Source organism: Neobacillus cucumis (genome assembly GCF_023715505.1).
In genome coordinates this window covers 68,181-90,439 of the sequence record NZ_JAMBOH010000012.1, presented here as the reverse complement: position 1 = coordinate 90,439, position 22,259 = coordinate 68,181, and the positions used below count along the sequence as shown (strand labels likewise).

General features: G+C 37.2%; 27 protein-coding genes and 1 riboswitch. Of the genes, 18 read left to right on the top strand and 9 right to left on the bottom strand.

The window, feature by feature from the left end; translation table 11 throughout:
* Positions 1-97: 97 nt before the first annotated feature.
* The 3 genes from M3226_RS17850 (at position 98) to M3226_RS17840 (ending at position 2,553) form a co-directional block, all read left to right on the top strand.
* Entirely contained in the window at positions 98-274 is a 177-nt protein-coding gene (locus M3226_RS17850; RefSeq protein WP_251567581.1) for a hypothetical protein, read from the top strand.
* Positions 271-804 (top strand): hypothetical protein, encoded by a 534-nt coding sequence (locus M3226_RS17845; protein ID WP_251567580.1) that lies wholly within the window; start codon positions 271-273, stop codon positions 802-804. The genes M3226_RS17850 and M3226_RS17845 overlap by 4 nt, the downstream gene beginning before the upstream one ends.
* A 168-nt stretch (positions 805-972) precedes the next feature.
* Entirely contained in the window at positions 973-2,553 is a 1,581-nt protein-coding gene (locus tag M3226_RS17840; protein WP_251567579.1) for an amidohydrolase, read from the top strand.
* 102 nt (positions 2,554-2,655) lie between these two features.
* Here the strand turns inward: M3226_RS17840 and M3226_RS17835 are convergent, their stop codons facing one another.
* Both M3226_RS17835 and M3226_RS17830 read right to left on the bottom strand, forming a co-directional pair.
* The gene (locus tag M3226_RS17835; protein WP_251567578.1) at positions 2,656-3,654 is read right to left on the bottom strand and encodes a DUF3231 family protein; all 999 of its coding nucleotides are present in this window, start codon (positions 3,652-3,654) and stop codon (positions 2,656-2,658) included.
* 296 nt (positions 3,655-3,950) lie between these two features.
* Positions 3,951-4,334, bottom strand: coding sequence for a DUF1398 family protein (locus M3226_RS17830; RefSeq protein WP_251567577.1), 384 nt, complete (start codon positions 4,332-4,334; stop codon positions 3,951-3,953).
* A 341-nt stretch (positions 4,335-4,675) separates the two neighbouring features.
* Between M3226_RS17830 and M3226_RS17825 the strand changes: the two genes are divergently transcribed.
* The 12 genes from M3226_RS17825 (at position 4,676) to M3226_RS17770 (ending at position 13,784) form a co-directional block, all read left to right on the top strand.
* Entirely contained in the window at positions 4,676-5,089 is a 414-nt protein-coding gene (locus tag M3226_RS17825; protein WP_285857897.1) for a MerR family transcriptional regulator, read from the top strand.
* A gap of 91 nt (positions 5,090-5,180) precedes the next feature.
* Complete coding sequence (locus tag M3226_RS17820; protein ID WP_251567575.1) at positions 5,181-6,485, top strand: hemolysin family protein; 1,305 nt, start codon at positions 5,181-5,183, stop codon at positions 6,483-6,485.
* A 270-nt stretch (positions 6,486-6,755) separates the two neighbouring features.
* On the top strand, positions 6,756-7,589 hold the full coding sequence (locus tag M3226_RS17815) for a D-alanyl-D-alanine carboxypeptidase family protein (RefSeq protein ID WP_251567574.1): 834 nt from the start codon (positions 6,756-6,758) through the stop codon (positions 7,587-7,589).
* A 91-nt stretch (positions 7,590-7,680) separates the two neighbouring features.
* A riboswitch (Fluoride riboswitch) is annotated at positions 7,681-7,742 on the top strand.
* Between the two features lie 64 nt (positions 7,743-7,806).
* A complete protein-coding gene (gene crcB, locus M3226_RS17810; protein ID WP_251567573.1) occupies positions 7,807-8,202 on the top strand; it encodes a fluoride efflux transporter CrcB in 396 nt (131 codons plus the stop codon).
* Positions 8,202-8,567: a fluoride efflux transporter CrcB gene (gene crcB / locus M3226_RS17805; protein ID WP_251567571.1), complete on the top strand. Its 366-nt coding sequence runs from the start codon at positions 8,202-8,204 to the stop codon at positions 8,565-8,567. Before crcB (M3226_RS17810) ends, crcB (M3226_RS17805) begins: the two co-directional genes overlap by 1 nt.
* Before the next feature lie 248 nt (positions 8,568-8,815).
* On the top strand, positions 8,816-9,163 hold the full coding sequence (locus M3226_RS17800) for an ArsR/SmtB family transcription factor (RefSeq protein ID WP_251567569.1): 348 nt from the start codon (positions 8,816-8,818) through the stop codon (positions 9,161-9,163).
* Positions 9,164-9,190: 27 nt separating this feature from the next.
* Complete coding sequence (gene arsB, locus M3226_RS17795) at positions 9,191-10,246, top strand: ACR3 family arsenite efflux transporter (RefSeq protein WP_251567567.1); 1,056 nt, start codon at positions 9,191-9,193, stop codon at positions 10,244-10,246.
* A gap of 26 nt (positions 10,247-10,272) precedes the next feature.
* Positions 10,273-10,695 (top strand): arsenate reductase (thioredoxin), encoded by a 423-nt coding sequence (arsC, locus tag M3226_RS17790; protein ID WP_251567565.1) that lies wholly within the window; start codon positions 10,273-10,275, stop codon positions 10,693-10,695.
* 100 nt (positions 10,696-10,795) lie between these two features.
* On the top strand, positions 10,796-11,161 hold the full coding sequence (gene arsD / locus M3226_RS17785; protein ID WP_251567562.1) for an arsenite efflux transporter metallochaperone ArsD: 366 nt from the start codon (positions 10,796-10,798) through the stop codon (positions 11,159-11,161).
* Between the two features lie 16 nt (positions 11,162-11,177).
* Positions 11,178-12,944, top strand: a complete 1,767-nt coding sequence (gene arsA, locus M3226_RS17780; RefSeq protein WP_251567560.1) for an arsenical pump-driving ATPase — start codon at positions 11,178-11,180, stop codon at positions 12,942-12,944.
* Between the two features lie 39 nt (positions 12,945-12,983).
* Positions 12,984-13,412 carry a protein-tyrosine phosphatase family protein gene (locus M3226_RS17775; protein WP_251567558.1) on the top strand — a complete coding sequence of 143 codons (429 nt, stop codon included), beginning with the start codon at positions 12,984-12,986 and terminating at the stop codon, positions 13,410-13,412.
* A gap of 201 nt (positions 13,413-13,613) precedes the next feature.
* Positions 13,614-13,784, top strand: coding sequence for a hypothetical protein (locus M3226_RS17770; protein WP_251567556.1), 171 nt, complete (start codon positions 13,614-13,616; stop codon positions 13,782-13,784).
* An 81-nt stretch (positions 13,785-13,865) separates the two neighbouring features.
* On the opposite strand, the gene M3226_RS17765 is transcribed toward M3226_RS17770, so the two are convergent.
* The 3 genes from M3226_RS17765 to M3226_RS17755 all read right to left on the bottom strand — a co-directional run bounded on the left by M3226_RS17765 (position 13,866) and on the right by M3226_RS17755 (position 14,694).
* A complete protein-coding gene (locus M3226_RS17765; protein ID WP_251567554.1) occupies positions 13,866-14,072 on the bottom strand; it encodes a hypothetical protein in 207 nt (68 codons plus the stop codon).
* Positions 14,073-14,103: 31 nt separating this feature from the next.
* Positions 14,104-14,298 carry a hypothetical protein gene (locus tag M3226_RS17760; RefSeq protein WP_251567552.1) on the bottom strand — a complete coding sequence of 65 codons (195 nt, stop codon included), beginning with the start codon at positions 14,296-14,298 and terminating at the stop codon, positions 14,104-14,106.
* 69 nt (positions 14,299-14,367) lie between these two features.
* Complete coding sequence (locus tag M3226_RS17755; protein WP_251567550.1) at positions 14,368-14,694, bottom strand: ArsR/SmtB family transcription factor; 327 nt, start codon at positions 14,692-14,694, stop codon at positions 14,368-14,370.
* A gap of 294 nt (positions 14,695-14,988) precedes the next feature.
* Between M3226_RS17755 and M3226_RS17750 the strand changes: the two genes are divergently transcribed.
* Positions 14,989-15,420, top strand: a complete 432-nt coding sequence (locus M3226_RS17750) for an ArsI/CadI family heavy metal resistance metalloenzyme (RefSeq protein WP_251567699.1) — start codon at positions 14,989-14,991, stop codon at positions 15,418-15,420.
* 379 nt (positions 15,421-15,799) lie between these two features.
* Positions 15,800-17,863, top strand: a complete 2,064-nt coding sequence (locus M3226_RS17745; RefSeq protein WP_251567548.1) for a thioredoxin domain-containing protein — start codon at positions 15,800-15,802, stop codon at positions 17,861-17,863.
* Between the two features lie 14 nt (positions 17,864-17,877).
* On the opposite strand, the gene M3226_RS17740 is transcribed toward M3226_RS17745, so the two are convergent.
* Both M3226_RS17740 and M3226_RS17735 read right to left on the bottom strand, forming a co-directional pair.
* Positions 17,878-18,219, bottom strand: a complete 342-nt coding sequence (locus M3226_RS17740) for a hypothetical protein (RefSeq protein WP_251567546.1) — start codon at positions 18,217-18,219, stop codon at positions 17,878-17,880.
* Positions 18,220-18,291: 72 nt separating this feature from the next.
* On the bottom strand, positions 18,292-19,458 hold the full coding sequence (locus tag M3226_RS17735; protein ID WP_251567544.1) for an MFS transporter: 1,167 nt from the start codon (positions 19,456-19,458) through the stop codon (positions 18,292-18,294).
* Positions 19,459-19,567: 109 nt separating this feature from the next.
* Between M3226_RS17735 and M3226_RS17730 the strand changes: the two genes are divergently transcribed.
* On the top strand, positions 19,568-19,750 hold the full coding sequence (locus M3226_RS17730; RefSeq protein WP_251567542.1) for a hypothetical protein: 183 nt from the start codon (positions 19,568-19,570) through the stop codon (positions 19,748-19,750).
* A gap of 109 nt (positions 19,751-19,859) precedes the next feature.
* Here M3226_RS17730 and M3226_RS17725 read toward each other — a convergent pair whose 3' ends face one another.
* Positions 19,860-21,494 (bottom strand): PhnE/PtxC family ABC transporter permease, encoded by a 1,635-nt coding sequence (locus M3226_RS17725; protein WP_251567540.1) that lies wholly within the window; start codon positions 21,492-21,494, stop codon positions 19,860-19,862.
* Complete coding sequence (locus M3226_RS17720) at positions 21,491-22,249, bottom strand: phosphonate ABC transporter ATP-binding protein (protein ID WP_251567532.1); 759 nt, start codon at positions 22,247-22,249, stop codon at positions 21,491-21,493. Before M3226_RS17720 ends, M3226_RS17725 begins: the two co-directional genes overlap by 4 nt.
* Positions 22,250-22,259 lie beyond the last annotated feature (10 nt).

Below are 22,259 nucleotides of genomic sequence, written 5' to 3'. Positions count from 1 at the left end.
TTAGTCTCTTAAATTTACTATACTACCCCCATAAACCCTGCAGGATTTGGCGAAATTTGTATGGTAATCCTGAAAAAAAAGATAAAAGGGGAAGAATATGAACAAAAGAGCTATTGGAGCACTAACCATGGTGTTAGTGGGATCCGTTACGTTTTCTCTCACCGGCAACTTATTATCCAATCAATCTACTAAACAATTGAACGAAGTTAATAAATTACCCATTTCAGATGAACCAAAAACAGCTGATAACATAGACTCAACAGAAAAAACATGAATCCTCAAACGATAGGAACAACAGATAAAATCACAAAAGAAAATAATACCTTAAAAGAGCAAACACCTACAACGGAAAGACAGAACGTGGATACTACGGTTTCTATTAAGCCTGTTCCTCTTCATGCGGAGAGTAATAAAACCACAACTCAGGTTCAAAACAGTACTACGACTATACGAGCTGCTTCATCCAGAACCAAAACTACATCACCTGTTACTACTAAAACTACGACCAACCAAACAACAACAACAACAAGCACAACAACAGCCACCAAGACGGCACCAACAAACTCGACAACCACATCGTCATCAAAGACTACTACGGCACCAACAAACTCGACAACAACGTCGTCATCAAAGATTACTACGGCACCGACAAACTTGACATCAACATCACCATCAAAGACAACAACAGCACCGACAAACTCAACATCAACAACCAGTAATCGTGGACAACAAGTTTCTCAAGCTGCAAAAGCAAAAGCTGCGATTCGTAAAGATCAAAAAGGGAGCAATGGAAAGACAAATTAATCTACTAATTAGGAGACCATTAGGTTCCCTTTTTACGCTTAAAATTCTCTGCTTTTTAATTAATACCTGAAAAATAATTGACATAACCACAGTAAAGTATAGTTTCGGTACGGTTTTACAGATAATTATCATATCAACAAAATAAAAAAAGGAAAGAGAGGGCAGTTAATGAAACAACTATGGTATGGCGGAAAAATTTACACAATGGAAAAGGAAAATGAAACAGTAGAGGCTATTGTTGCCCAAGATGACAGAATTATTGCAACAGGCACATTTAATGAACTTAGTAAATTAGCAGATGAGCTTATCAATTTGGAAGGTGCCGCCATGTATCCTGGTTTCGTGGACAGCCACCTGCATATGATTTTTCAAGGTCAAAAGTTCACACGGCTAGATTTATCGAAAGCTTCTTCAGCTGAGGAAGTGTTAGATATGGTGAAATCAGCGGCAAAGACTACACCTCAGAACCAATGGTTATTTGGAGAAGGATGGAATGAAAATAATTTTATAGATCACCGGATTCCGACCATCCAGGAGCTTGATGCTATTCGCAAAGAACCAATCGTACTAACTAGAATCTGTCATCATGTTATTTTGGGAAATACAGCAGCCCTACAGGCAGGCAGAATCTTTGGAAATAGTAAATCCCCAGCAGGCGGAGAGATCGGACGAGATGAACAAGGTACGTTAAATGGTTTGTTATATGACCTAGCAACTAATTCCGTAACAGAAGCGATTCCACGAGAAGGTGAAGCGTACATCGAGTCTCTAACCGATTCTCTTAATCATGCCATTGATGAGATGCTATCCTATGGTTTAACGGGAGGACACACTGAAGATATGAGCTACTTTGGGGAGTTTTCGAATCCGTTAACCGCTTTCCATCGGGTTGTAGGGGAAAAACATCATTTTAGAGTAACACTGCTTCGACATAATGCTGTATTTGAAAAAATGATGAAGGCCAATGCCACTTTTGACGAGCCATTTATTGAACCAGGTGCCATGAAAATATTTGCTGATGGTGCATTAGGCGGAGCAACTGCTGCCTTATCAAAACCGTATTCAGATCAACCAAATAACCGTGGTTTATTGATTCAAACGAATGAACAATTAGAAGCATTAGTGAAACTAGCACGGCAATATAATGAAGCTGTCGCCGTGCATATGATTGGAGATGCAGGAGCTGAACAGGTACTTACTGTAATTGAAAAATATCCATTAACAAACGGTAAAAGAGACCGCCTGATCCACTGCTGTGTGTTACGCGAAGATTTAATAGAACGAATGGAAAAATTACCGGTAGTTTTAGACATTCAACCAGCATTTGTACCTTCAGATTTCCCCTGGGTCATCAATCGACTAGGTAAAGACCGGCTGGAGTGGGCCTATGCGTGGAAAAAATTAGTCGACCGAGGATTAATGTGCGCAGCTGGGACAGATGCACCTGTGGAAGAGATTAATCCATTATATTCTATTTATGCTGCAGTTGAGAGAAAAAAACCTTATGCAAAACATGATGGATACATTCCGGAACAAAAGCTGTCTCGCTTCCAAGCAATCCAGCTCTATACGATTGGCAGTGCAAAAGCCATTTGTAAAGAACATGAACGCGGGCTAATTAAATCCGGATATGTCGCGGATTTTTCCATCTTTGATCGTGATTTATTTGAGGGATCATCCGAAGATATGCTAGCGGCAAAAGCCTTGAAAACAGTTGTGGCTGGTCGAGTAGTATTTAATAGATGTTAAATAAAACAGCAATAGTAACATAGAAAATATGTCGTAGCTTTTCTTTGAATATGAAAATTGACCACAAAGTAATAATCTACTTTGTGGTCCTTTTATAAAAAGTTATTTAGTTAGTTCATTACGGTCCTCAATCTGTGGAGGTTCTTCTATCCATCCATTTTTGATCATAATCCTTCCTCCATCATGGGCAAAAGTGGAAATATCTTTTGCCAGAAACGCCATTTTTGCTGGTAAGTCATTTCGTAAACTAAATGCGCTGCCTAATGCATTACTTCCGAGCCCAAAGGACGTTAATAAACTGGTGTTGTACATCATCAATTTGTCAGAAAATGGTGCAATTGTCGATGTAGTTGCTTTACCTGCATGAGTAGCAGGCGGTTCTATAAAACTTTTGCGTAAAAATTCACCTAAATCCATTTCAATCTTTTTTGACAATTTCATTCCTCTGACGAGATATTCTTGCACATCCTTATTTGCAGCTACTTGAGCAAATCCAATCATTAATTGCATTCCTATTAGGTTTGTTTCAATGGCATGATGGATAAGAGAAACTTCAATCGTATTTAAAGATCTCAGTTCTCCAAACAAATGGAAACCACTCCTATAATCGGTATTCTGAACAAAATGCACTTCTTTAGGCATCGATACAAAGGGTGGTCGTACCAAAACACCCTTTTCTAAAAGGAACTGAGTGGATTGGCTGTTCATCGCTTGGGATTCTGCTGTCAATTTGATAAAAAAATCATTAATATCTTTCCGATAGGACATGCCACAAAAAAGTGAATATAGGCTCATTTCCACTTTCGTCATCATATGCAAGTACATGATATCGAAAATGTAATCATACAACTTTGGAGCTCCCTTACTTACATCCTCTTCTGTAAAACCAATTGGAATTACGGCTCCTTCTTGCTTGAAAATTTCCTTAATAGTATCTATTGTTATGGATGCATTATTATAATGCGTTTGTAACAATAGTTTTTCTTCATTATCGGCGTGCTCTATAAAATGCTCCAATATTCTTATAATCATGGTTTTTTCTTGAAAAGTCATCCATAAATTGGCTAATTCTGATGACGTAATTGGAACCCCACTCGTCATTTAAACCCCTCCTGTTTATAACTTTTCTTAATTTAACCATAAGTTCTTAATTTAATAAAAAAGAGGAGATATTTAACGGAAAGGGAAGCCAATAACTAAAGAGGGGAATTACTTGGAGGATAATGATATTAATCAAATCAATGTTAATTACGATTCAAATAATAAACATTATGAGGATGCTCTTAAATTGGTTAGAGTTAATCAGATACTATTTTGCTTGATATTTATTTAATGGCGATGATTTGAAGTGCTTAGTCGTTCCTTTTTCCTTTTGGATTTATGCAGGAATTTGGATTTTAAAGCTGAATCTTTTCTTCTATTTGTTCACCATTCTTCCCCTGATAAATAGCTGCTTTTTCGGGAATATGGACTGTATAGGTCGTAATTCCTGCGTTTGCCATCTCTCTTAGAAAGTCCAGAAAGGGAAGGGTAATGTTTGCGATTGATTGTAATGCCTGATCTCTATTAAAGTGATTAGCAATCACAAAGTTTACTTGAGGTTCTGTTTGTAACTTCGAATGCTCGCCCTTGTAAGAGGCTTGACCCGTGGCAACATTTATATCGTATTGCATAATTCCAATTTCAGATAATTCAACTAAAAATTCAGCAAAACTTGTCTTTCCTGTACTTCTCCTTTCAATAATCTTATTTAACTCTTTCTCAGTTAGTTTGTCATCCATGATCGGACCTCCATAAGATTTTTTCTTCATCATTTTAACCGTAAAGCTAATTCTTATGCCTAGAATTGTAATATTCAAATCAAATCATTAAAAAGAAATCTTTTTGAAGGAAATTCTTTTGAAAACGGAGACTATAACCGCTAATGGAAGATGCAAAACCGCTTCCTTTACGTAAGAGAGAAGATTACATAATGAAATAGGAACAACTGCTACTACCGTCACTTCCTGTTTTTGGCGGCCAATGACGATAGTTATGTTACCTATCCTAACCATCACGTTGACTGTACGGTTTATATCGTGTTATAGTTACATAACTAGAAAGGGGTGAGTAAGTTGGGAAGTTGTATCGTATTGGAGAAATAGCCAGTCAAATGAATCTGTCAAGAAGAACTATTGATTATTACACCCATTTAGGCTTACTGAACCCTGTAAGGACGGATTCTAATTATCGAATGTACGGAGAAGAATCTATTAAAATTCTTGAATTAATTGAACATTATAAAACTCTTAATATGCCGCTTGAAGAAATTAAATCTGTTATTCGAATGATTAATTCATGTACTGAGATAGATAAAGAGAAAATAGAGAAACATTGTGAACAGCTTGCAAATTTAATGGATCATTTAAAAGAGGAAATAAAGGTCATGGAGCCAATACTTCAAAAATTAAACAATAATGAAAAAGAAATACTCGTAAATAAACTTTCCATACAGGGAGTTACGTTGGCACAAACATTGTTATTATTATTTGGTTAATGAGGGGTCATTAGATTCTTAATCTTACAATTATATTATTTTTTTAAACCAGGAGGTGTATTCCTTACTTTTAATTAAAGTGAGGAGACCATTGATATTAATTAATTTGCTGATCATAGCAATTCTAATTGGATTTACTGCTTTTTTCGTAGCATATGAATTTGCTATTGTTAAAATCCGCAGTTCCCGAATTGACCAACTCGTTGGGGAAGGTAATAAAAATGCACTGGCAGCAAAAAAAATCGTTTCGAACCTTGATGAGTATTTATCTGCCTGTCAGTTGGGGATTACTGTTACTGCATTAGGTTTAGGATGGTTGGGAGAACCAACTGTCGAGCATATACTTCATCCGCTGTTGGTTTTCTTAAACTTATCAGAAACTGCTTCGAGTGTAACATCCTTTATTTTTGCCTTTGCCTCTGTTACATTTATCCATGTGGTAGTTGGGGAACTCGCACCAAAAACGTTTGCAATCCAAAAAGCTGAGACAGTCACATTGCTTTTCGCTAGACCAATGATCCTATTCTATAAAATTATGTATCCTTTTATAAAAATGTTAAATCGTTCGGCTCGCTTAGTTGTAGGGATATTCGGATTGAAACCCGCATCAGAACATGAAACAGCACACTCTGAAGAAGAGCTTCAATTAATTATTAATGAAAGTTATATGAGTGGAGAAATTAATCAATCTGAGTTTAAATACGTTAACAATATTTTTGAATTTGATGATCGAATTGCAAAAGAAATTATGGTACCACGTACTGAGATTGTTGCTTTTGATCGATCTCAAACTTTAGCAGAATGCCTTGAAATCATAAAAGAGGAAAATTATACAAGATACCCAATTGTTGATGGTGAAAAAGATAACATTGTGGGAATGTTGAATATGAAAGAGGTCTTGACGGATTATATCATCCATAAGAATTTAGAAACTCCAATTGAACATTATGTGCGTCCTGTGATTCAAGTTTTTGAGTCCATTGCCATTCACGATTTGTTACTTAAAATGCAGAAAGACCGCATTCATATGGCAATTTTAATGGATGAGTATGGAGGGACTGCAGGTTTAGTAACAGTCGAAGATATTCTTGAGGAAATAGTCGGTGAAATCCGTGATGAATTTGATGCTGATGAGGTACCAGATATTAATAAAATTAGTGAAAATAAAACCATCGTAGATGGAAAAGTTCTTATTGAAGAAATAAATGATTTATTTGGTTTAGACTTAGACGATACAGATATGGATACCATTGGTGGTTGGATCTTATCACAGAAAATGGATATTGATGAAGGTGAAAAAATTTGTCATGCTAACTATGAGTTTAAAGTGATTGAAGTGGATAGCTATCATATCAAGTCATTAGAAATTGTAAAATTAAATCAAGTGGCAGTTTAGTAGAATAAATGAATTTATTGCGCCAATTCATTTTGGATTGGGTGAAAAAGGGGATACTGAAAAATCAGTATCCCTTTTTTTGTGGGATTTCCAGAAACATCTTGTGGTTGATCTACCGAAGATTTTTCTGATTTCACACAAATATTATTATAACTTAAATAAAAATTTATATTATAGCTAAATAAGGGCTCTTTTAATTTATTTGGTAATAATGGCACAAATTAAAACGGATAATATTAGTTAAAAGGTTCGTCAAACTGGAGGTGCATCATGACAAACATCTGCAAGCTCTTTACAGCAACATTCTTAGTCCTTTTACTAATGTCTGGAATGTCATCAGTTAAGGTTAGTACAGCGGAGACAGAACCTCCACAAATTGTCGGATCGTTCGGAGTCGCCATAAATGCTTTAACAGGGGAAATTCTTTATAATAAAAATGCATATTCAAAAGCGTATCCTGCAAGTATGACTAAAGTGCTAACAGCCACTATTTTAGATGAACAAATAAAAGATGGAGAATTATTAACGGTTAGCCGAAATGCTGCAGATCAAGAGTGCCTTTGTTTGGGGCTTACAGCAGGAGAGAAGATTTCCAAACTAGACGCAATGAAAGCATTATTGTTATTAAGTGCTAATGATGTGGCGGTTACGATTGCTGAAAACGTGGCCGACAGCGAAGAGGGATTTGCAGATCTGATGAATCACAAAGTGAAACAATTGAATCTAAAAAACACCCATTTTGTTACACCTAATGGTCTTCATCATCCAAATCATTACACCACTCCATATGACATGGCCCTCATCACAAGAGAGGCGATTGCGCATCCTAACGTACTGAAGGTCTTGTCTACACAAACAACACATATTAAAACTAGCATGCAAGAAAAAACAATTCATAATCTACTTCACACCATGCCGAACGCTATTGCTGGTAAACCTGGATTTACCGATGCGGCACAGCACACGCTAGTCGAATATTTAAAAAAGGACAATAAGGAAGTCATCTCTGTGGTCATGAAGACGGATAAAAGGGCAAAATACAGTGATGTTCAAACAATGGCAAATTATTCATTCGATTATATGCAAACATTTTCAAATCGATAATCATTGGCCAAAATTGTAAAGGGAAATCATCACAAAACACATAGATTGGTTTAAGTTGCCTTTAAAAGTTTTTTCTTATATAATTATCCATATTCAAATAGGCGATGGAGTTCGCCATAAACTGTCTGTATGACTAATGACTCCTACCAGTGTTTATACTTATTACTGGTAGGAGTCTGTTTTATTTTCAAGGAAAATTATATAAGGGGTCGTTTAAATGAATGTATTAGCTGTTGGGGTTGGTGGCTTTTTTGGGGCCCTTTTGCGTTATTTGATCGGAAAAGAAATACCTGCACCCTCGGGATTTCCATTAGGAACCTTGGTCATTAACCTATTGGGGGGTCTATTTTTATCATGGTTTTTTACTATTACAGTAAAACGAACGAATATTAGTCCGAATTTAAAATTAACTATTGGAACGGGTTTTACAGGTGCCTTTACTACTTTTTCAACCTTCTCTGTTGAAACATTGAATTTAATTAAAAATGATCAAATAATTCTGGCCTGTCTCTACGTGGTTTTAAGCATTTTAGGAGGAATTATACTTGCGTTGATTGGTGCTAAACTAGCTGAATATCAGTCTGAGAATCATAGGAGAGGAGTAGAGAAATAATGTTATTTGTAGGTATTGGAGGTATATTTGGTGCCATCATGCGATTTCAGCTAGGAAAATGGATCACTGCCAAAACATCTGTTGCATTTCCATTTGGTACTTTTATCATTAATATTACTGGTTCGCTTGTACTTGGTTTTCTAGCTGTTTTACATCTAGATAAGGAAATTCCGGAATGGATTTGGTTATTGTGTGGAACTGGTTTTCTTGGAGCCTATACGACCTTTTCTACATTCGGATACGAAGCTATTCAAATGATGCAAAAGAGGGAAACTAAAAACGCTGTATTTTATGTTAGCATTTCCGTAATATTTGGTATTATTTTTGCGTGGGTCGGGAGCATTATCGGCAAACTGTTGGTTTAAACAGAGATGATGAATGATAGTTAAGAATATGTATCATTTTTATATACACTACCTTAACAATAGATTACTTGAATCTAATTACATATTGTTTTAATATATAAGCAAATAGTTATATATCGATTTTAATCAGATTAGAAATCCAAGACGTAAGCATAAATTTATAAAGTCTACAAAAATTATTTATTATATAAATTGGAACTTAAATAAGAACATAATTATTTACTTATGTAATTAAGGCGGTGTCCGTTTTGGTGAAATCAATAGTTCAATTAGAGAGCGCAGCTAACGTTTTAAAAATGTTAGGTGATAAAACACGCTTAACCATTATTGCTATATTAAAGCAACGTGAGTGCTGTGTATGCGAATTTCTTGAAGTGTTTGATATGAGTCAACCATCTATCAGCCAGCATCTTAGAAAATTAAAAGATGCAGGGATGGTTAAAGAAGAAAGAAGAGGTCAGTGGGTATATTATTCCCTTAATCATGAAAGTGAGCTTTATGGACTTATAGAAGATATTTTGGAACATGTACCAGCGCAGACAGATAAAATCAAAATGATTGAAAAAGCGAATCCGACACTTCAATGCGGATGTTAGCTTCACATATAGTTTGGGAGTGAGAAAATGAGTAATACAAAAAAGAAACGTCTATCTTTTTTAGATCGTTACCTAACGCTATGGATATTTCTAGCTATGGCAGTGGGTATCGGATTGGGGTTCATTTTTCCAGGTTTTGTAGAAGGCATGAACAAATTGCAAGTTGGCACTACATCGATTCCACTTGCGATTGGCTTAATTTTAATGATGTATCCTCCGCTCGCCAAAGTCCGATATGAGGAGATTGGAAGGGTCTTTAAAGATGTAAAAGTCTTAGTTTTATCACTAGTACAAAACTGGATCATTGGACCAATTCTTATGTTTTTATTAGCCATTATTTTTCTTCCTGATAAGCCAGAATATATGGTTGGTCTAATTATGATTGGTTTAGCTCGTTGTATTGCGATGGTTATTGTATGGAATGATCTTGCTAAAGGAGATACGGAATACGCTGCTGGTTTAGTAGCATTCAACTCTATTTTCCAAATGTTATTCTTCTCTGTTTATGCGTATGTATTTGTAACGATCATCCCTGAATGGATAGGAATCCAAGGGGCAGTTGTCAATATTACGATGATAGAAGTAGCTAAATCAGTTTTCATCTATCTTGGAATACCATTTATAGCTGGTATGATTACAAGGTTTACGTTAGTAAAGGCTAAAGGCAGACAATGGTATGAAAAGGTGTTTATTCCTAAAATTAGTCCGATTACATTAATTGCTTTACTATTTACGATTATCCTTATGTTCTCATTAAAAGGGGACGCTATTGTAAGCTTACCATTACACGTAGTTCGTATAGCAATTCCTTTATTAATTTACTTTGTAATAATGTTCTTTGTTTCATTTTTTATGGGAAGGAAAATTGGAGCGGACTACCCTGTTACAACAACTCTTGCTTTTACAGCTGGAAGTAATAACTTTGAATTAGCAATTGCTGTGGCTGTTGGTGTATTTGGAATCCATTCTGGTGCTGCGTTTGCAGCCGTTATTGGACCTCTTGTAGAAGTGCCTGTAATGATTGTGTTAGTTAACGTAGCTTTATGGTTTAAAAGAAAATATTTTAAAGAGCATGCAGCCTAATCTTATAATTAAAGGTGGAATACAACATGGAAAATAAAAAGAAACTTTACTTCCTATGTACAGGAAATTCTTGCAGAAGCCAAATGGCAGAAGGTTGGGCAAAGAAACATTTAGGCGATGATTGGGAAGTACGCAGTGCTGGGATTGAAGCACACGGATTAAACCCAAATGCCGTAAAAGCGATGAAAGAAGCTGGTATCGACATTTCAACTCATACTTCTGATATTATCAATCCTGAATATCTAAACAACGCCGATTTAGTTGTAACATTATGTGGTGACGCTGCCGATAAGTGCCCTGTTACTCCTCCTAGAGTAAAACGAGTTCACTGGGGCTTTGATGACCCAGCAAAAGCTCAAGGAACTGACGAAGAAAAATGGGCATTCTTCCAACGTGTCCGTGACGAAATCGGAGAACGCATTAAGCATTTTGCTGAAACTGGTGAATGAGAAATGAATTTAATAGCCAAGAGTAAAAATACTCTTGGCTTTAACTTTAGGAATAATATAAGTAAATACTTATACTAAAACCCTTTAGGAGGTTTAATTAATGAATAAAGTTGAAATTTTCGATCCGGCATTGTGCTGTGCAACAGGTGTATGTGGTCCAAGTGTAGATCCAGAGTTAATAAGAGTGGCAACGGCTATCTTTCTATTAGAGAAAAAAGGATACAACATCAAAAGATATAACCTTGGATTTGAACCAGCCATTTTTGTTGAGAACAAAGAGGTAAGCAAAGTTCTTCACGAAAAGGGGCCAGATTCACTCCCTATAACCTTAGTTGAAGGTGAAATTGCAAAAATTGGAGCCTATCCAACCAACGATGAATTTGCTGAATGGTTTGGAGTACAGGCTGAGGAACTTAGCGAAAAATCAAAACCACGTCTTACAATTGATTTAAAACCATCGAAATAAGAAAGAAGTGAAAATTATGTTTCAGTCTTTCCATCCAAAAATGATTGTGAACACCAAGTTTTTATTTTTCACTGGAAAGGGTGGAGTAGGGAAGACATCGACTGCATGTGCAACCGCTGTAGCATTGGCTGATGATGGAAAAAAAGTCTTACTTGTCAGTACAGACCCTGCCTCTAACTTACAGGATGTATTAGAAGTTGGGTTAACAAATACTCCGGTGGGAATTTCTAATGTACCAAACCTTTACGCTTGTAATCTTGATCCTGAAGAAGCTGCAAGGGCATATCGCGATAGAATTGTTGGGCCTTATCGCGGGAAACTTCCTGATGCAGTAGTTGCTACTATGGAAGAACAATTATCAGGGGCTTGTACAGTTGAAATTGCAGCATTCGATGAGTTTACAAATATACTGGCAGATCCTAATGTCGTTAATGCTTACGAGCATATAATCTTTGATACGGCACCTACGGGTCATACTCTTCGACTTCTCCAATTACCAACTGCTTGGAGTGGCTTTTTAGAAGAGAACACCCATGGCGCCTCTTGTTTAGGCCCTTTATCAGGGTTATCTGAAAAGAAGCAAATTTATTCGGTTTCAATGGACGCACTATCAGACTCAACAAAAACAACGCTCATTCTTGTCGCAAGACCTGATGAGTCATCATTACTTGAGGCAAACCGTGCATCTAAGGAATTAAAAGAAATTGGTATTACAAATCAAGCTCTCATTGTTAACGGGTTAATGCAATCTTATCTGACAGACGATAAAGTTTCATCTGCCTTTTATGAACGACAACGTAATGCCATAAAACAAATGCCCAACGATTTAAAGCAAGTTGTCACTTACTCGTTGCCGTTTGTTTCTTATTCCTTAACAGGTATTCAAAACTTACGGTTCTTCTTTAAGCAGTATACAATGCCAGCTGCAGAACCAGAGGCTGAAGGCAAGATTATATCCCTGCCTGGCTTAAATAAAGTGATTGAAGACTTCTCCTTAAATAATATTAGAGTGATTTTTACCATGGCGAAGGGTGGTGTTGGAAAGACCACAATGGCATCTGCAATCGCCGTTGGATTAGTAGAAAAAGGTCATAAAGTACATTTAACCACAACGGACCCAGCTGCGCATCTAGAGTTTGTGTTTCCAAATAATGATATGAATAATCAATTAACCATTAGCCGTATTAATCCGACTGAAGAAGTAGCGGCATACAAAGCAGAAGTCTTATCAAAAGTAAGCAATGAACTGAATGATGAAGCACTTGCCTACATTGAAGAAGACTTAAACTCTCCTTGTACAGAAGAGATAGCCGTATTTCGTGCTTTTGCAGAGGTAGTAGCTCGATCAAAAGATGAAGTTGTTGTGATTGACACGGCCCCAACTGGCCACACCTTACTCCTTTTAGACGCCGCTCAGTCTTATCATAAAGAACTAGTCCGTTCAACAGGGGAAATACCTGAGAGCGTGAAAACACTGCTGCCTCGGCTAAGGAATCCAAAAGAAACAAGCGTCGTCATAGTAACGTTAGCAGAAGCTACCCCTGTATTAGAAGCTAGTCGATTACAGGATGATTTAAAACGTGCTGAAATAACTCCTAAATGGTGGGTAATCAACCAAAGTCTATATGTAACTGAAACTAAAGATCCTGTGTTAAATGGCAGAGCACAGGCAGAAGAAGGATGGATACAAAAGGTTACTACTGAATTTGCAAAAAGATGTGCAATTGTTCCTCTTATGAGTGAAGATTATAGAGGATATGATCAGTTAAAAAATTTTTTATAATGCCTACTAAGTGACTAGATTGAAGGGTGGAATAAAACCATGACTACAAAGAACTATAACGAATTAATTAAAGACCGTATTTATTTTGGCGGAGCAGATGATGTAATAGATATGATGGAACATGAACAAGCTGATGTGATATTTGATTTACGCGCAGAGTCACATGAGAACAAGTCAGGGTATGATCGAATTCATAGTCCAATCGTTGATGATGCCGAACATCAAGATGAATCAATCAAAAAATCGATTGAACATGTTGTAAATGCCTATAATGAAGGGAAAAAAGTTTATTTCCATTGTGGGGGCGGAAGCACCCGTGCGGGGACTGTTGCAGTGGGAACCCTATTGTCATTAGGTAAAGCGAAGACAATTGATGAGGCTGAAAAATTAGCCAAGACAGCCCGTCCAAAAGTTAATGTAAAACCTCAAATGAAAGAAGCGTTACAACGGATTTATCCTAATGCTTAAAAAGAAATCAAACATACAAGTAACTTTTTGATTTGCAAATGGATATAAACCAAGTAAGATAAGTAAGTGAATTTTTTGAAAGGTGATGGGCAAATGAATATTACAGATCAAGCTCGTGATATATTGAAGCAATTGTTCCAAGAACACGATGCCAAAAACATCCGTGTCTATTTTGCAGGCTTTGGCTGAGGACAGCCACAAGTGGGACTAGCTCTGGATGAGCCAGATGAAAAGGATAAAGTAGTAACTATTAATGAAGTATCGGTAGCAATCGATCCTGATATTGAGCCATATACGGAAGACCTTACTCTTGATTTCAGTCTAGAGGCCAATGGGCTCGTGTTATTAGGTAATGAAAGTAATTGTTGTTAAAGGGAAAAAATGGAGGGAAGTTTGTTTCTTAAAACGAACTTCCCATTATTGGTACATATTAATTAATGCCATGAAACAGGGCTAATTTTCAGTCTTGCTTAATTGCTTAAAAGCTTCAATAAATCGTTCGTAAGTTTGTTTACCATATTGTTCGGAGTTGTTTTTGAAAAACAGTTCTATTGTTAATTCTTTAGCCTGTTGCAAGGAACAATTTCGAGAAATCATTACTAAATTTATATAAGAAAGAAAATACTCTTTTTTTAAGGTGCTGGCATGATTAACGGTCAAATTAACAGCCTCCTACAGACGAGGTGCTTAATTAACAGCACACACCATTGCCATTAGTTTTTACGATAGTTAATTTAGGTTTTAATTTTAATTTCTTTGCTACTATTTGAATAAAGGATTCCTTTTTCAACCGCTCTAATTTCCAAGCGTTTTCGTTTTGAGCTATTCTTTCTACTTCCTCTTGGAGTAATTTTATTAATTGATATACTTCAAACTCATTAAACATGTTCAATCCCCCTATTAATCAAATTATGTTGATATATTAATCAAAAAAAAATGATTTAAGATCAAAAAATTAGCAACCAGTTGGTTTAAAGATACAGCAAAGTTCATAGGACAATAAATGATTAAGTTCATCTTGATTAAGTTCATAATAGCTCCAGGTGCCTTTTGTTTCTTTTTTGATAATGTTGGCATCTAATAAAATCTTTAAATGATAAGATAATTTTGATTGAGCCATATCCATCATGGGAGCCAGATCGCACACACACATAGAACCATTTTGAGTTAAAATATTCATGATTTGAAGTCTCTTTTTATCTGCAATAGCTTTAAATTTTAGTTCATATTTCTCAAACACTTTATCTAAGGATACATCTTGTAATTTAATTTCTTCTTTCATCTTTATCACCTGCTTCATAAATCAAATAATCTTGATACACTCATAATATATCCAAAATTCACATGTGTCAACTGATTAAATCAAAAAAAGTTGATTTAAATTTATATTTTATTATATTGTATTTTCTGAGGAGTTAAAATGGGACAAATAAAAAATCAAATTTATTTGATAAAGGGATTGTAATTGAAAAAAATTACAAATATACTGTAACTATAAATCCAGAAAAGTTGATTTAAAAAACAATAAATCAAAAATAATTGATTTATGGTCAGAATAATCATGAAGGAGCTGTTAATAATGAAAATGCATGTTGGCGTAAATGTTACCGATTTAGAAAAGTCCATTGAATTTTACGCTAGAGTATTTAATTCTCAGCCAATAAAAGTAAAGCCAGATTATGCTAAGTTTTTACTTGATGATCCTGGCCTTAATTTCACTTTAAACTTAAAAAATGAAGTTTCTGGAAACCAGGTTGGACATTTTGGCTTTCAAGTAGAAAATCAAGAAGAGGTCTTACAACATAAAGATCGTTTAGAAAAATTAGGCTTCTTTGCAAGAGAAGAAATGGATGTTACCTGCTGCTATGCTCCTCAAGATAAATTTTGGGTAACCGACCCAGACGGAAACGAGTGGGAGTTCTTCTACACAAAAGGTGATGTAGAGACAATAGCTACACAATCCACATGCTGTGCAACAACACAGTCCAAGATAGAAATTAATAAATAATAACGAGCTTCCCATCTTGGGGAGCCTTTTAATGGAGAGTACCCATTCGAATAAGAATTGTTTGACTTATAAAATGCTGGTCACCGATTTATGATCACTAGGTTATAACATGTTTATATAAAGTCTTTAAGGAGTTGTTAAATAGCAGCTCTTTTTTTATTAAAAAAGTAACCTTAAAACAATAAAATGGGTTATCCCAGTACTTTAGCTGCAATTTTAGTTATGAGGTTAATGGTTTTTCCTAGAGCTTTTTAAGCAGAATGTAAATAACAACTAAGCACTGTTTTCATAAATGTCCCATTTATTTTACTTCAGAATACAATCGAAGAGAATGGAAAATAACTAATAAGATATTTTTTGGAAGGTGAGCGCAAATAAAATGAAAAATCAAAGATATACAAATGCTCTGCTACAGGAAAAATCTCCTTATTTACTGCAGCATGCACACAACCCTGTCAATTGGTATCCATGGGGAGCAGAAGCTTTCGAGAAAGCTAAAAAAGAAAACAAGCCGGTTTTTGTTAGTATTGGATATAGTACTTGCCATTGGTGCCATGTAATGGAAAAAGAGAGTTTTGAGAACGAAGAGGTGGCCAAATTATTAAATGATCGATTCGTGTCGATAAAAGTAGACCGAGAGGAACGGCCAGATATTGATTCGATTTACATGCAAGTTTGTCAGATGATGACGGGACATGGAGGGTGGCCGATGAGCGTCTATATGACGCCTGAAAAAGTCCCTTTTTATACTGGGACCTACTTTCCGAAAGAGGCTCGCTACGGACAACCAGGATTCAAGGACCTAATAGTAGGTTTATCGAATAAATACCTCCAAGATCCTGAGCATATAAACGAAGTAGTAGAAAGTGTCCTCGAGGCATTAAGACCCGAGCAGCAAGCTGGGAAACCTGTAAAACTAACAAGAGAGGTAATTGAGAATTGCTTTGACGATTTTGTTGAACGGTTCGATGGTAAATATGGAGGTTTTGGTGAAGCCCCGAAGTTTCCGATGCCGCATACATTAATGTTTCTTTTGCGGTATTATAAATACCAAAATGATGAGCATGCTCTTGATATGGTGGCTAAAACCCTGGATGGACTCGCCCGAGGAGGAATTTACGATCACGTTGGTTTCGGATTTTCACGCTATTCCGTTGATGAATATTATCTTGTTCCACATTTTGAAAAAATGCTCTATGATAATGCCCTTTTGGCGATGGCCTATACAGAAGCCTATCAGAATACAAAATCTGACCATTTTAAACAAGTTGCCGAACAAATCTTCACTTATATACTCCGTGATATGCAGCATGGCGAAGGCGGGTTCTATTCAGCCGAGGATGCAGACTCGGAAGGGGAAGAAGGAAAGTTTTATGTTTGGACACCCGATGAAGTCATGAAGATATTGGGAGAAGAATTAGGAGGCTTATATTGCCAGATATATGACATAACTGAACATGGAAATTTCGAAGGTAAGAACATACCAAACTTAATAAATGTAGATTTAATCACATACGCTTCACAAAATAATCTACCTGTTGAAACCCTAAAAAAACAGCTGCAAGAGGCTAGACAAAGGCTATTTGAGCACAGAGAGAAAAGAGTGCACCCCCATAAGGATGATAAGATTCTTACATCATGGAATGCATTAATGATCGCTTCCCTTGCGAAGTCAGGAAGGGTTTTCGCAAAGGAGGAATATCTATGGGCGGCAGAAAGGGCGATATCCTTTATTGAAAACAAACTCATCATAGATGATCGTTTGATGGTACGTTACCGCGATGGAGAAGTCAAGAATAAAGGTTTCATCGATGATTATGCCTTTATGGTATGGGCCTATATTGAAATGTACGAGAGCACATTACAACTAAAGTATTTAAGAAAAGCAATTAAGTTGACAAATGACATGATTGAACTGTTCTGGGACAAACAGGCTGGAGGCTTTTTCTTTAGTGGAAGTGATAATGAGGAACTATTAGTACGCCAAAAAGAAGTCTATGATGGTGCAATCCCGTCCGGAAACAGCGTGGCCGCGATGCAAATGATCCGGTTGTCACGCCTGACAGGTGACTATGAGTTAGAAGAAAAGGTGCAGAAATTATACGATGTGTTTTCTGAAGATTTAACAAGCTACCCCACTGGCCATACCTTGTTATTGCAAAGTTATTTGATAACACAAATGGCTATGAAGGAAGTCATTGTCCTATCACGAGATAAAAATTACGATGACCTACTACGTGAGTTGCAGCAAGAATTTCATCCAGAGATAACTTACTTGATAAGTAGTGACCAGACTGAATTAGCGGAAGCAGCGCCATTCACGAAAGATTATCAGATCTTAGATTCCAAGACAACTATTTATGTTTGCGAAAATTTTGTTTGTAACAAGCCCACAAATGATTTGGATGGAGCATTGCAATTAATCAACAAAAAAGACCGCTAAATTCCCAGCGGTCTTTACTTACTTATTCGTTTGCTTTTGCCATAATCCCAATATTTAAGGGTATCCGTTTGTCCAGTCGCTTCACTTTTTAAAATATGTCCGTCTTTGTCTTTATAAACTTCATATTCCTCGTATGTTTCAAAGATGTAGCCATTCTTCCTTTCACGTTTCACCAATCGTTCTTCCGTAGCAGGAATGTCCGTTGATGGTTCCTCCGCCGCTGGCACGGCTGCGGCAGGCTGGTCGTTTGAATAGGCATAGTTTTTATTCAGGAATGAGTATGGCGAATCAAGATAAGCCGAAAAGCCCAAGAGAATCACAGCAAAAAAAACACTGATAAAGTTTTTTCTTTTCATGTTTATGCTCCTCACTTCGATTGAATCCTCAAACCCATTTTATGCATGTCCATTAAACATATGCCTATTTTATTAAAGGCTCCTTACTTTAACAGGATTCACCTGAGGCCGAAAGATAAGAAATAATACTAGGGCAACGAATGTAATAACAACTCCTGAAATGTAAGGAAGTCCGATCGTTAAAGAAAATAACCAACCGCCAAGTGGCGGTCCAATGATCCTGCCTAACGAATCAAAAGAAGACAATAAACCTGTCGCCCGTCCATGACCAGTGGCCGATGTCTTCGTCAAGAGGGAAGAAACACTTGGTCGAATCACACCATTACCTAATCCAAATATTGTTAGAAAAATGGCAGCAGTAGAAAAACTATGAACAAGCAGGATAAGACCAAACCCTACCGCAGAAACAATCATCCCACCTTGAATGACAGAACTCTCGCCGTATTTTTTCGTTAATCTGCCTACTAACCCACCTTGAACAAGGGCACTTCCGAATCCCATGATCATGAAAATATAGCCAAGCTGAATAGAGTCGAGGCCCGCTCTTTTAGCGGCAAAATAAGCAAATGTTGCTTCAAGCCCGGATAGTGATAAAGAAATGAGAAACTGTACAAAAAACAGAATAGAAGTATGACCATTGAGTGCTTTCCAAATAGATGGTTTTTTCTGTATCGTTTCACTGCCTTTCTGTTTTGATTCCTTAAGTAAAATCAGTACAAGAAATAAGGTGATCAACGATGACCCGCTTGCAAGATAAAAGGGCATAATTAAGCTGATTCTTGAAAAAATGCCGCCTATCGCTGGGCCAAAGACAAAGCCTAGTCCTGTCGCAGCTCCTATGATCCCCATACCTTTGCCTCTATTTTCCTCTGTAGTGATATCGGCGACATAGGCCATGGCAGTTGGCATATTTGCTGAGGACAGAATTCCTCCAAGTATTCTTGCCGCAAACAACATCCACAATTGCGTTGATATGGCTTGGATGAAAAAGGAAATCGCTAAACCGGCTATTCCAAGCATCATCACCGGCTTTCTCCCGATTCGATCGGAGACCTGACCCCAAATGGGAGCAAAAATAAGCTGCATAAGCGAATAAACCGCCATTAATAGGCCGAGTTCAGTAGGATTTGCCCCAATTTCCTTTGCATAAAACGGCAAAACTGGAATAATAATTCCGAAACCAACCATTACCAAGAACATAACAAGAAATAATATAGGTAAAGCCTTTTTTGTTTCCAACTATTCTCACCCCCGCTGTAAAAAAACAGTACATTCTTTATAAGGATAAAGGATATAGACGTGTTAAAACAAGCATATAAATCCCATTATTTCCTTGACTGGAAATAGTATGCAGACAAATGCGTTATTAGCTTACAATGAATCCTATTCTTTGAAATGGAAGGCAAACGGACAAATTTCCAATTATGAGGAGGCAGCCGAAATTGTCACGACTTTTGGTCTGCATTTTGATGGAGGTATGTTGGTTCGAAAAGCACAACAGCCAAAAGAAATTGATAAAAAGCCCAGCTAATCTTGGATAGTTGATTACTATTAATATGCTAGCAACATGATAGCATCAATCTAGTTAATGATAGATCATACAAAAAAACACATCTTAACAGGAAGATGTGTTTTTTTACCTATTTCACTGCTTTTCTCGTGCTTTCTGAGGCAAAGTCCGCAATTATTACAAGAATCATATAACATAAGAGCAGCAAGGTTATTTGTGTGTAATTGAAAAAGCTCATCGCAAGCTTAAAGTCCATTCCTAAACCGCCTGCCCCGACAAACCCAACAACGATGGTTGTCCTCATAATCACTTCCCAGCGATAGAGGATATAGGTAAGAAATCTAGGCATGACAATCGGCAGGATTCCATAAAAGAACGATTCTGTTTTAGATGCACCCGCAACTGCCAAATTCCGAATGGGGCGGGAGTCCATGTCTTCAATTACTTCAGCCCAAAGTTTCCCCAATATCCCAAAATTATGAAGGGCAAGGGCAATCGCGCCTGGTAATAAACCCGGTTTAAAAATAAAGATAATCATCATCGCCCAAACTAGCTCAGGAACTGCCCTGGAAAAAATATAAGCGAGGCGGACCACGCCATAAAGGAGCCAATTGTACCATTTTATAGATCCGCTTAACTTTCCATTGGCGATGTTTCGAGCCGCCGGAACCACTGTAAGAAGTGCGGCAATGGTGGCGAAACCTATCGCCATAATACTCATTTCAAGTGTTTCTAAGGTAAGCTTTAACGCTGCAGACCAGCTTTCTCCATCAAGGAATGCCGGATGTTCAACACCAATTCCAATTAGCCCTCCGAAAAATCTTTTGGCCGCTTCGATGTTCTTATCAGAAAGCAGCTCAAAAAATTGTGCGTTTTCACTAATATTGATAAATACCCATGAGCCGATTATAAGCAATAAGGTGAAACAGACAGATCTCCAGCCAGAGCTGAAACCGCGCTGTTTCTTTCGCTCTATTAAGGCCCTGCGAACAAAATTACTCCATAAATCCACTAAAATGACGAGTCCAATAAGAAAGAACACAAAGGCCCAAACCCGATCATATCTTAAGTCCTGAAGGGATAGCTGAATTTGATAACCTAGGCCGCCAAGACCAATAAAACTCATAATGGCAGAAGAACGGATTGCACATTCAAAGCGGTACATCGTGTAACTAATCATATCCGCCCAAATCAATGGAAGGTAGCCATATATGAGTGTTTGAAGTTTAGACGCGCCCGATGTTTTTAATGCTTTTATAGGCTCTTCCGAGACATCATTTAGCATATCCGCAAAGATTCTGCCCAAGATTCCCCCGTAAGGGATAGCTATGGCAAATATCGCAGCATAAGGGGAAAGTCCAACTGCTGCTACAAACAGCCATGCCCAAATGAGTTCATGTATCGAACGGGTAAACCCTAAAATTCCTCTAAAGAACACCTTCGAAACCCATTTCGATGTATTCGTAGAAGGTAATACACCAGATGCAAGAATCCCCACGATAAAAGCATACAGGATCGCAAGCGACATTCCTGCAACAGCATACGCTAATGTAATCCACGCAGATTCAAGTCCGAGTACGAGAACATCAGGGGATAGGTCAGGATGAAAAAGTCCTTCAAATATTTGTATTAATGTTGGAATCCCACCGGAATGAAATAAATCCGCATTCCACCGTATCGAAAAAAGACTCCAGACAAAAATAGCTGCCAAGAGGAGAGAAAGGAGAAAGCGATTATGCAATCGAAATAAGCGGGTTAACTTCATAAGGTACCACCGCTTTTTATTTGATATAACTCAGCTAAGTGGTCATCTGTTACTTGTTCGGTTGGCAAGTCAAAAAATACCTCGCCATTTTTCATCGAAATGATTCTAGTAAAATATTTTCTAGCGTATTCAACAGAATGGAGGCTGGTAATTAACGTCTGGTTTTCCTCTGTGACAATTTTTGTCAGCATGGATAAAATGTCATCGGCTCTGGCCGGATCTAATGAAGCAACAGGTTCATCGGCTAAAATGACTTCCGGTTTTTGTACCATCAACCGTGCCATGGCGACACGCTGCTGCTCACCGCCTGATAAAGTGGAGGTAATTTCATAGGCCTTATCATGAAGTCCGACACGTTTTAATGCATTAAGCGCTAATTCTTTCTCCTGTGGGACTAATAATGAAAAAAGGGACTTAAAGGTTCCCCATTCAGAAAGTTTTCCGGCTAGAACATTATGGATAACCGCAAGCGGCCCAATCAAATCGAATTGCTGGCGGATAACGCCAACCTTTTTAGCAAATATTTTTCCTTTTTTATAAGCAGAAAGGGGCTTGCCATCGATGAGAAGGTCGCCTCCTGTAATTGGCACAAGTCCAGTAATTGAATTAAGCAGAGTGGTTTTACCCGCTCCGCTTGGTCCAATTAATGCGACTAATTCACCTTGTTTTATGGTAAAAGAAAGGGAAGATAAGGCTATCTTCCGCTCAAAATGTTTTGTTAAATTGTTGGCTTCAATCATATTTTTTGAAGACATTTCTCTGACA

Coding starts and splice junctions, on each gene's coding strand:
- M3226_RS17850 (WP_251567581.1), top strand. CDS start 98: ATGAACAAAAGAGCTATTGGAGCACTAACCATGGTGTTAGTGGGATCC.
- M3226_RS17845 (WP_251567580.1), top strand. CDS start 271: ATGAATCCTCAAACGATAGGAACAACAGATAAAATCACAAAAGAAAAT.
- M3226_RS17840 (WP_251567579.1), top strand. CDS start 973: ATGAAACAACTATGGTATGGCGGAAAAATTTACACAATGGAAAAGGAA.
- M3226_RS17835 (WP_251567578.1), bottom strand. CDS start 3,654: ATGACGAGTGGGGTTCCAATTACGTCATCAGAATTAGCCAATTTATGG.
- M3226_RS17830 (WP_251567577.1), bottom strand. CDS start 4,334: ATGGATGACAAACTAACTGAGAAAGAGTTAAATAAGATTATTGAAAGG.
- M3226_RS17815 (WP_251567574.1), top strand. CDS start 6,756: ATGACAAACATCTGCAAGCTCTTTACAGCAACATTCTTAGTCCTTTTA.
- crcB (WP_251567573.1), top strand. CDS start 7,807: ATGAATGTATTAGCTGTTGGGGTTGGTGGCTTTTTTGGGGCCCTTTTG.
- crcB (WP_251567571.1), top strand. CDS start 8,202: ATGTTATTTGTAGGTATTGGAGGTATATTTGGTGCCATCATGCGATTT.
- arsB (WP_251567567.1), top strand. CDS start 9,191: ATGAGTAATACAAAAAAGAAACGTCTATCTTTTTTAGATCGTTACCTA.
- arsC (WP_251567565.1), top strand. CDS start 10,273: ATGGAAAATAAAAAGAAACTTTACTTCCTATGTACAGGAAATTCTTGC.
- arsD (WP_251567562.1), top strand. CDS start 10,796: ATGAATAAAGTTGAAATTTTCGATCCGGCATTGTGCTGTGCAACAGGT.
- arsA (WP_251567560.1), top strand. CDS start 11,178: ATGTTTCAGTCTTTCCATCCAAAAATGATTGTGAACACCAAGTTTTTA.
- M3226_RS17775 (WP_251567558.1), top strand. CDS start 12,984: ATGACTACAAAGAACTATAACGAATTAATTAAAGACCGTATTTATTTT.
- M3226_RS17760 (WP_251567552.1), bottom strand. CDS start 14,298: ATGTTTAATGAGTTTGAAGTATATCAATTAATAAAATTACTCCAAGAG.
- M3226_RS17755 (WP_251567550.1), bottom strand. CDS start 14,694: ATGAAAGAAGAAATTAAATTACAAGATGTATCCTTAGATAAAGTGTTT.
- M3226_RS17745 (WP_251567548.1), top strand. CDS start 15,800: ATGAAAAATCAAAGATATACAAATGCTCTGCTACAGGAAAAATCTCCT.
- M3226_RS17740 (WP_251567546.1), bottom strand. CDS start 18,219: ATGAAAAGAAAAAACTTTATCAGTGTTTTTTTTGCTGTGATTCTCTTG.
- M3226_RS17730 (WP_251567542.1), top strand. CDS start 19,568: ATGCAGACAAATGCGTTATTAGCTTACAATGAATCCTATTCTTTGAAA.
- M3226_RS17725 (WP_251567540.1), bottom strand. CDS start 21,494: ATGAAGTTAACCCGCTTATTTCGATTGCATAATCGCTTTCTCCTTTCT.
- M3226_RS17720 (WP_251567532.1), bottom strand. CDS start 22,249: ATGTCTTCAAAAAATATGATTGAAGCCAACAATTTAACAAAACATTTT.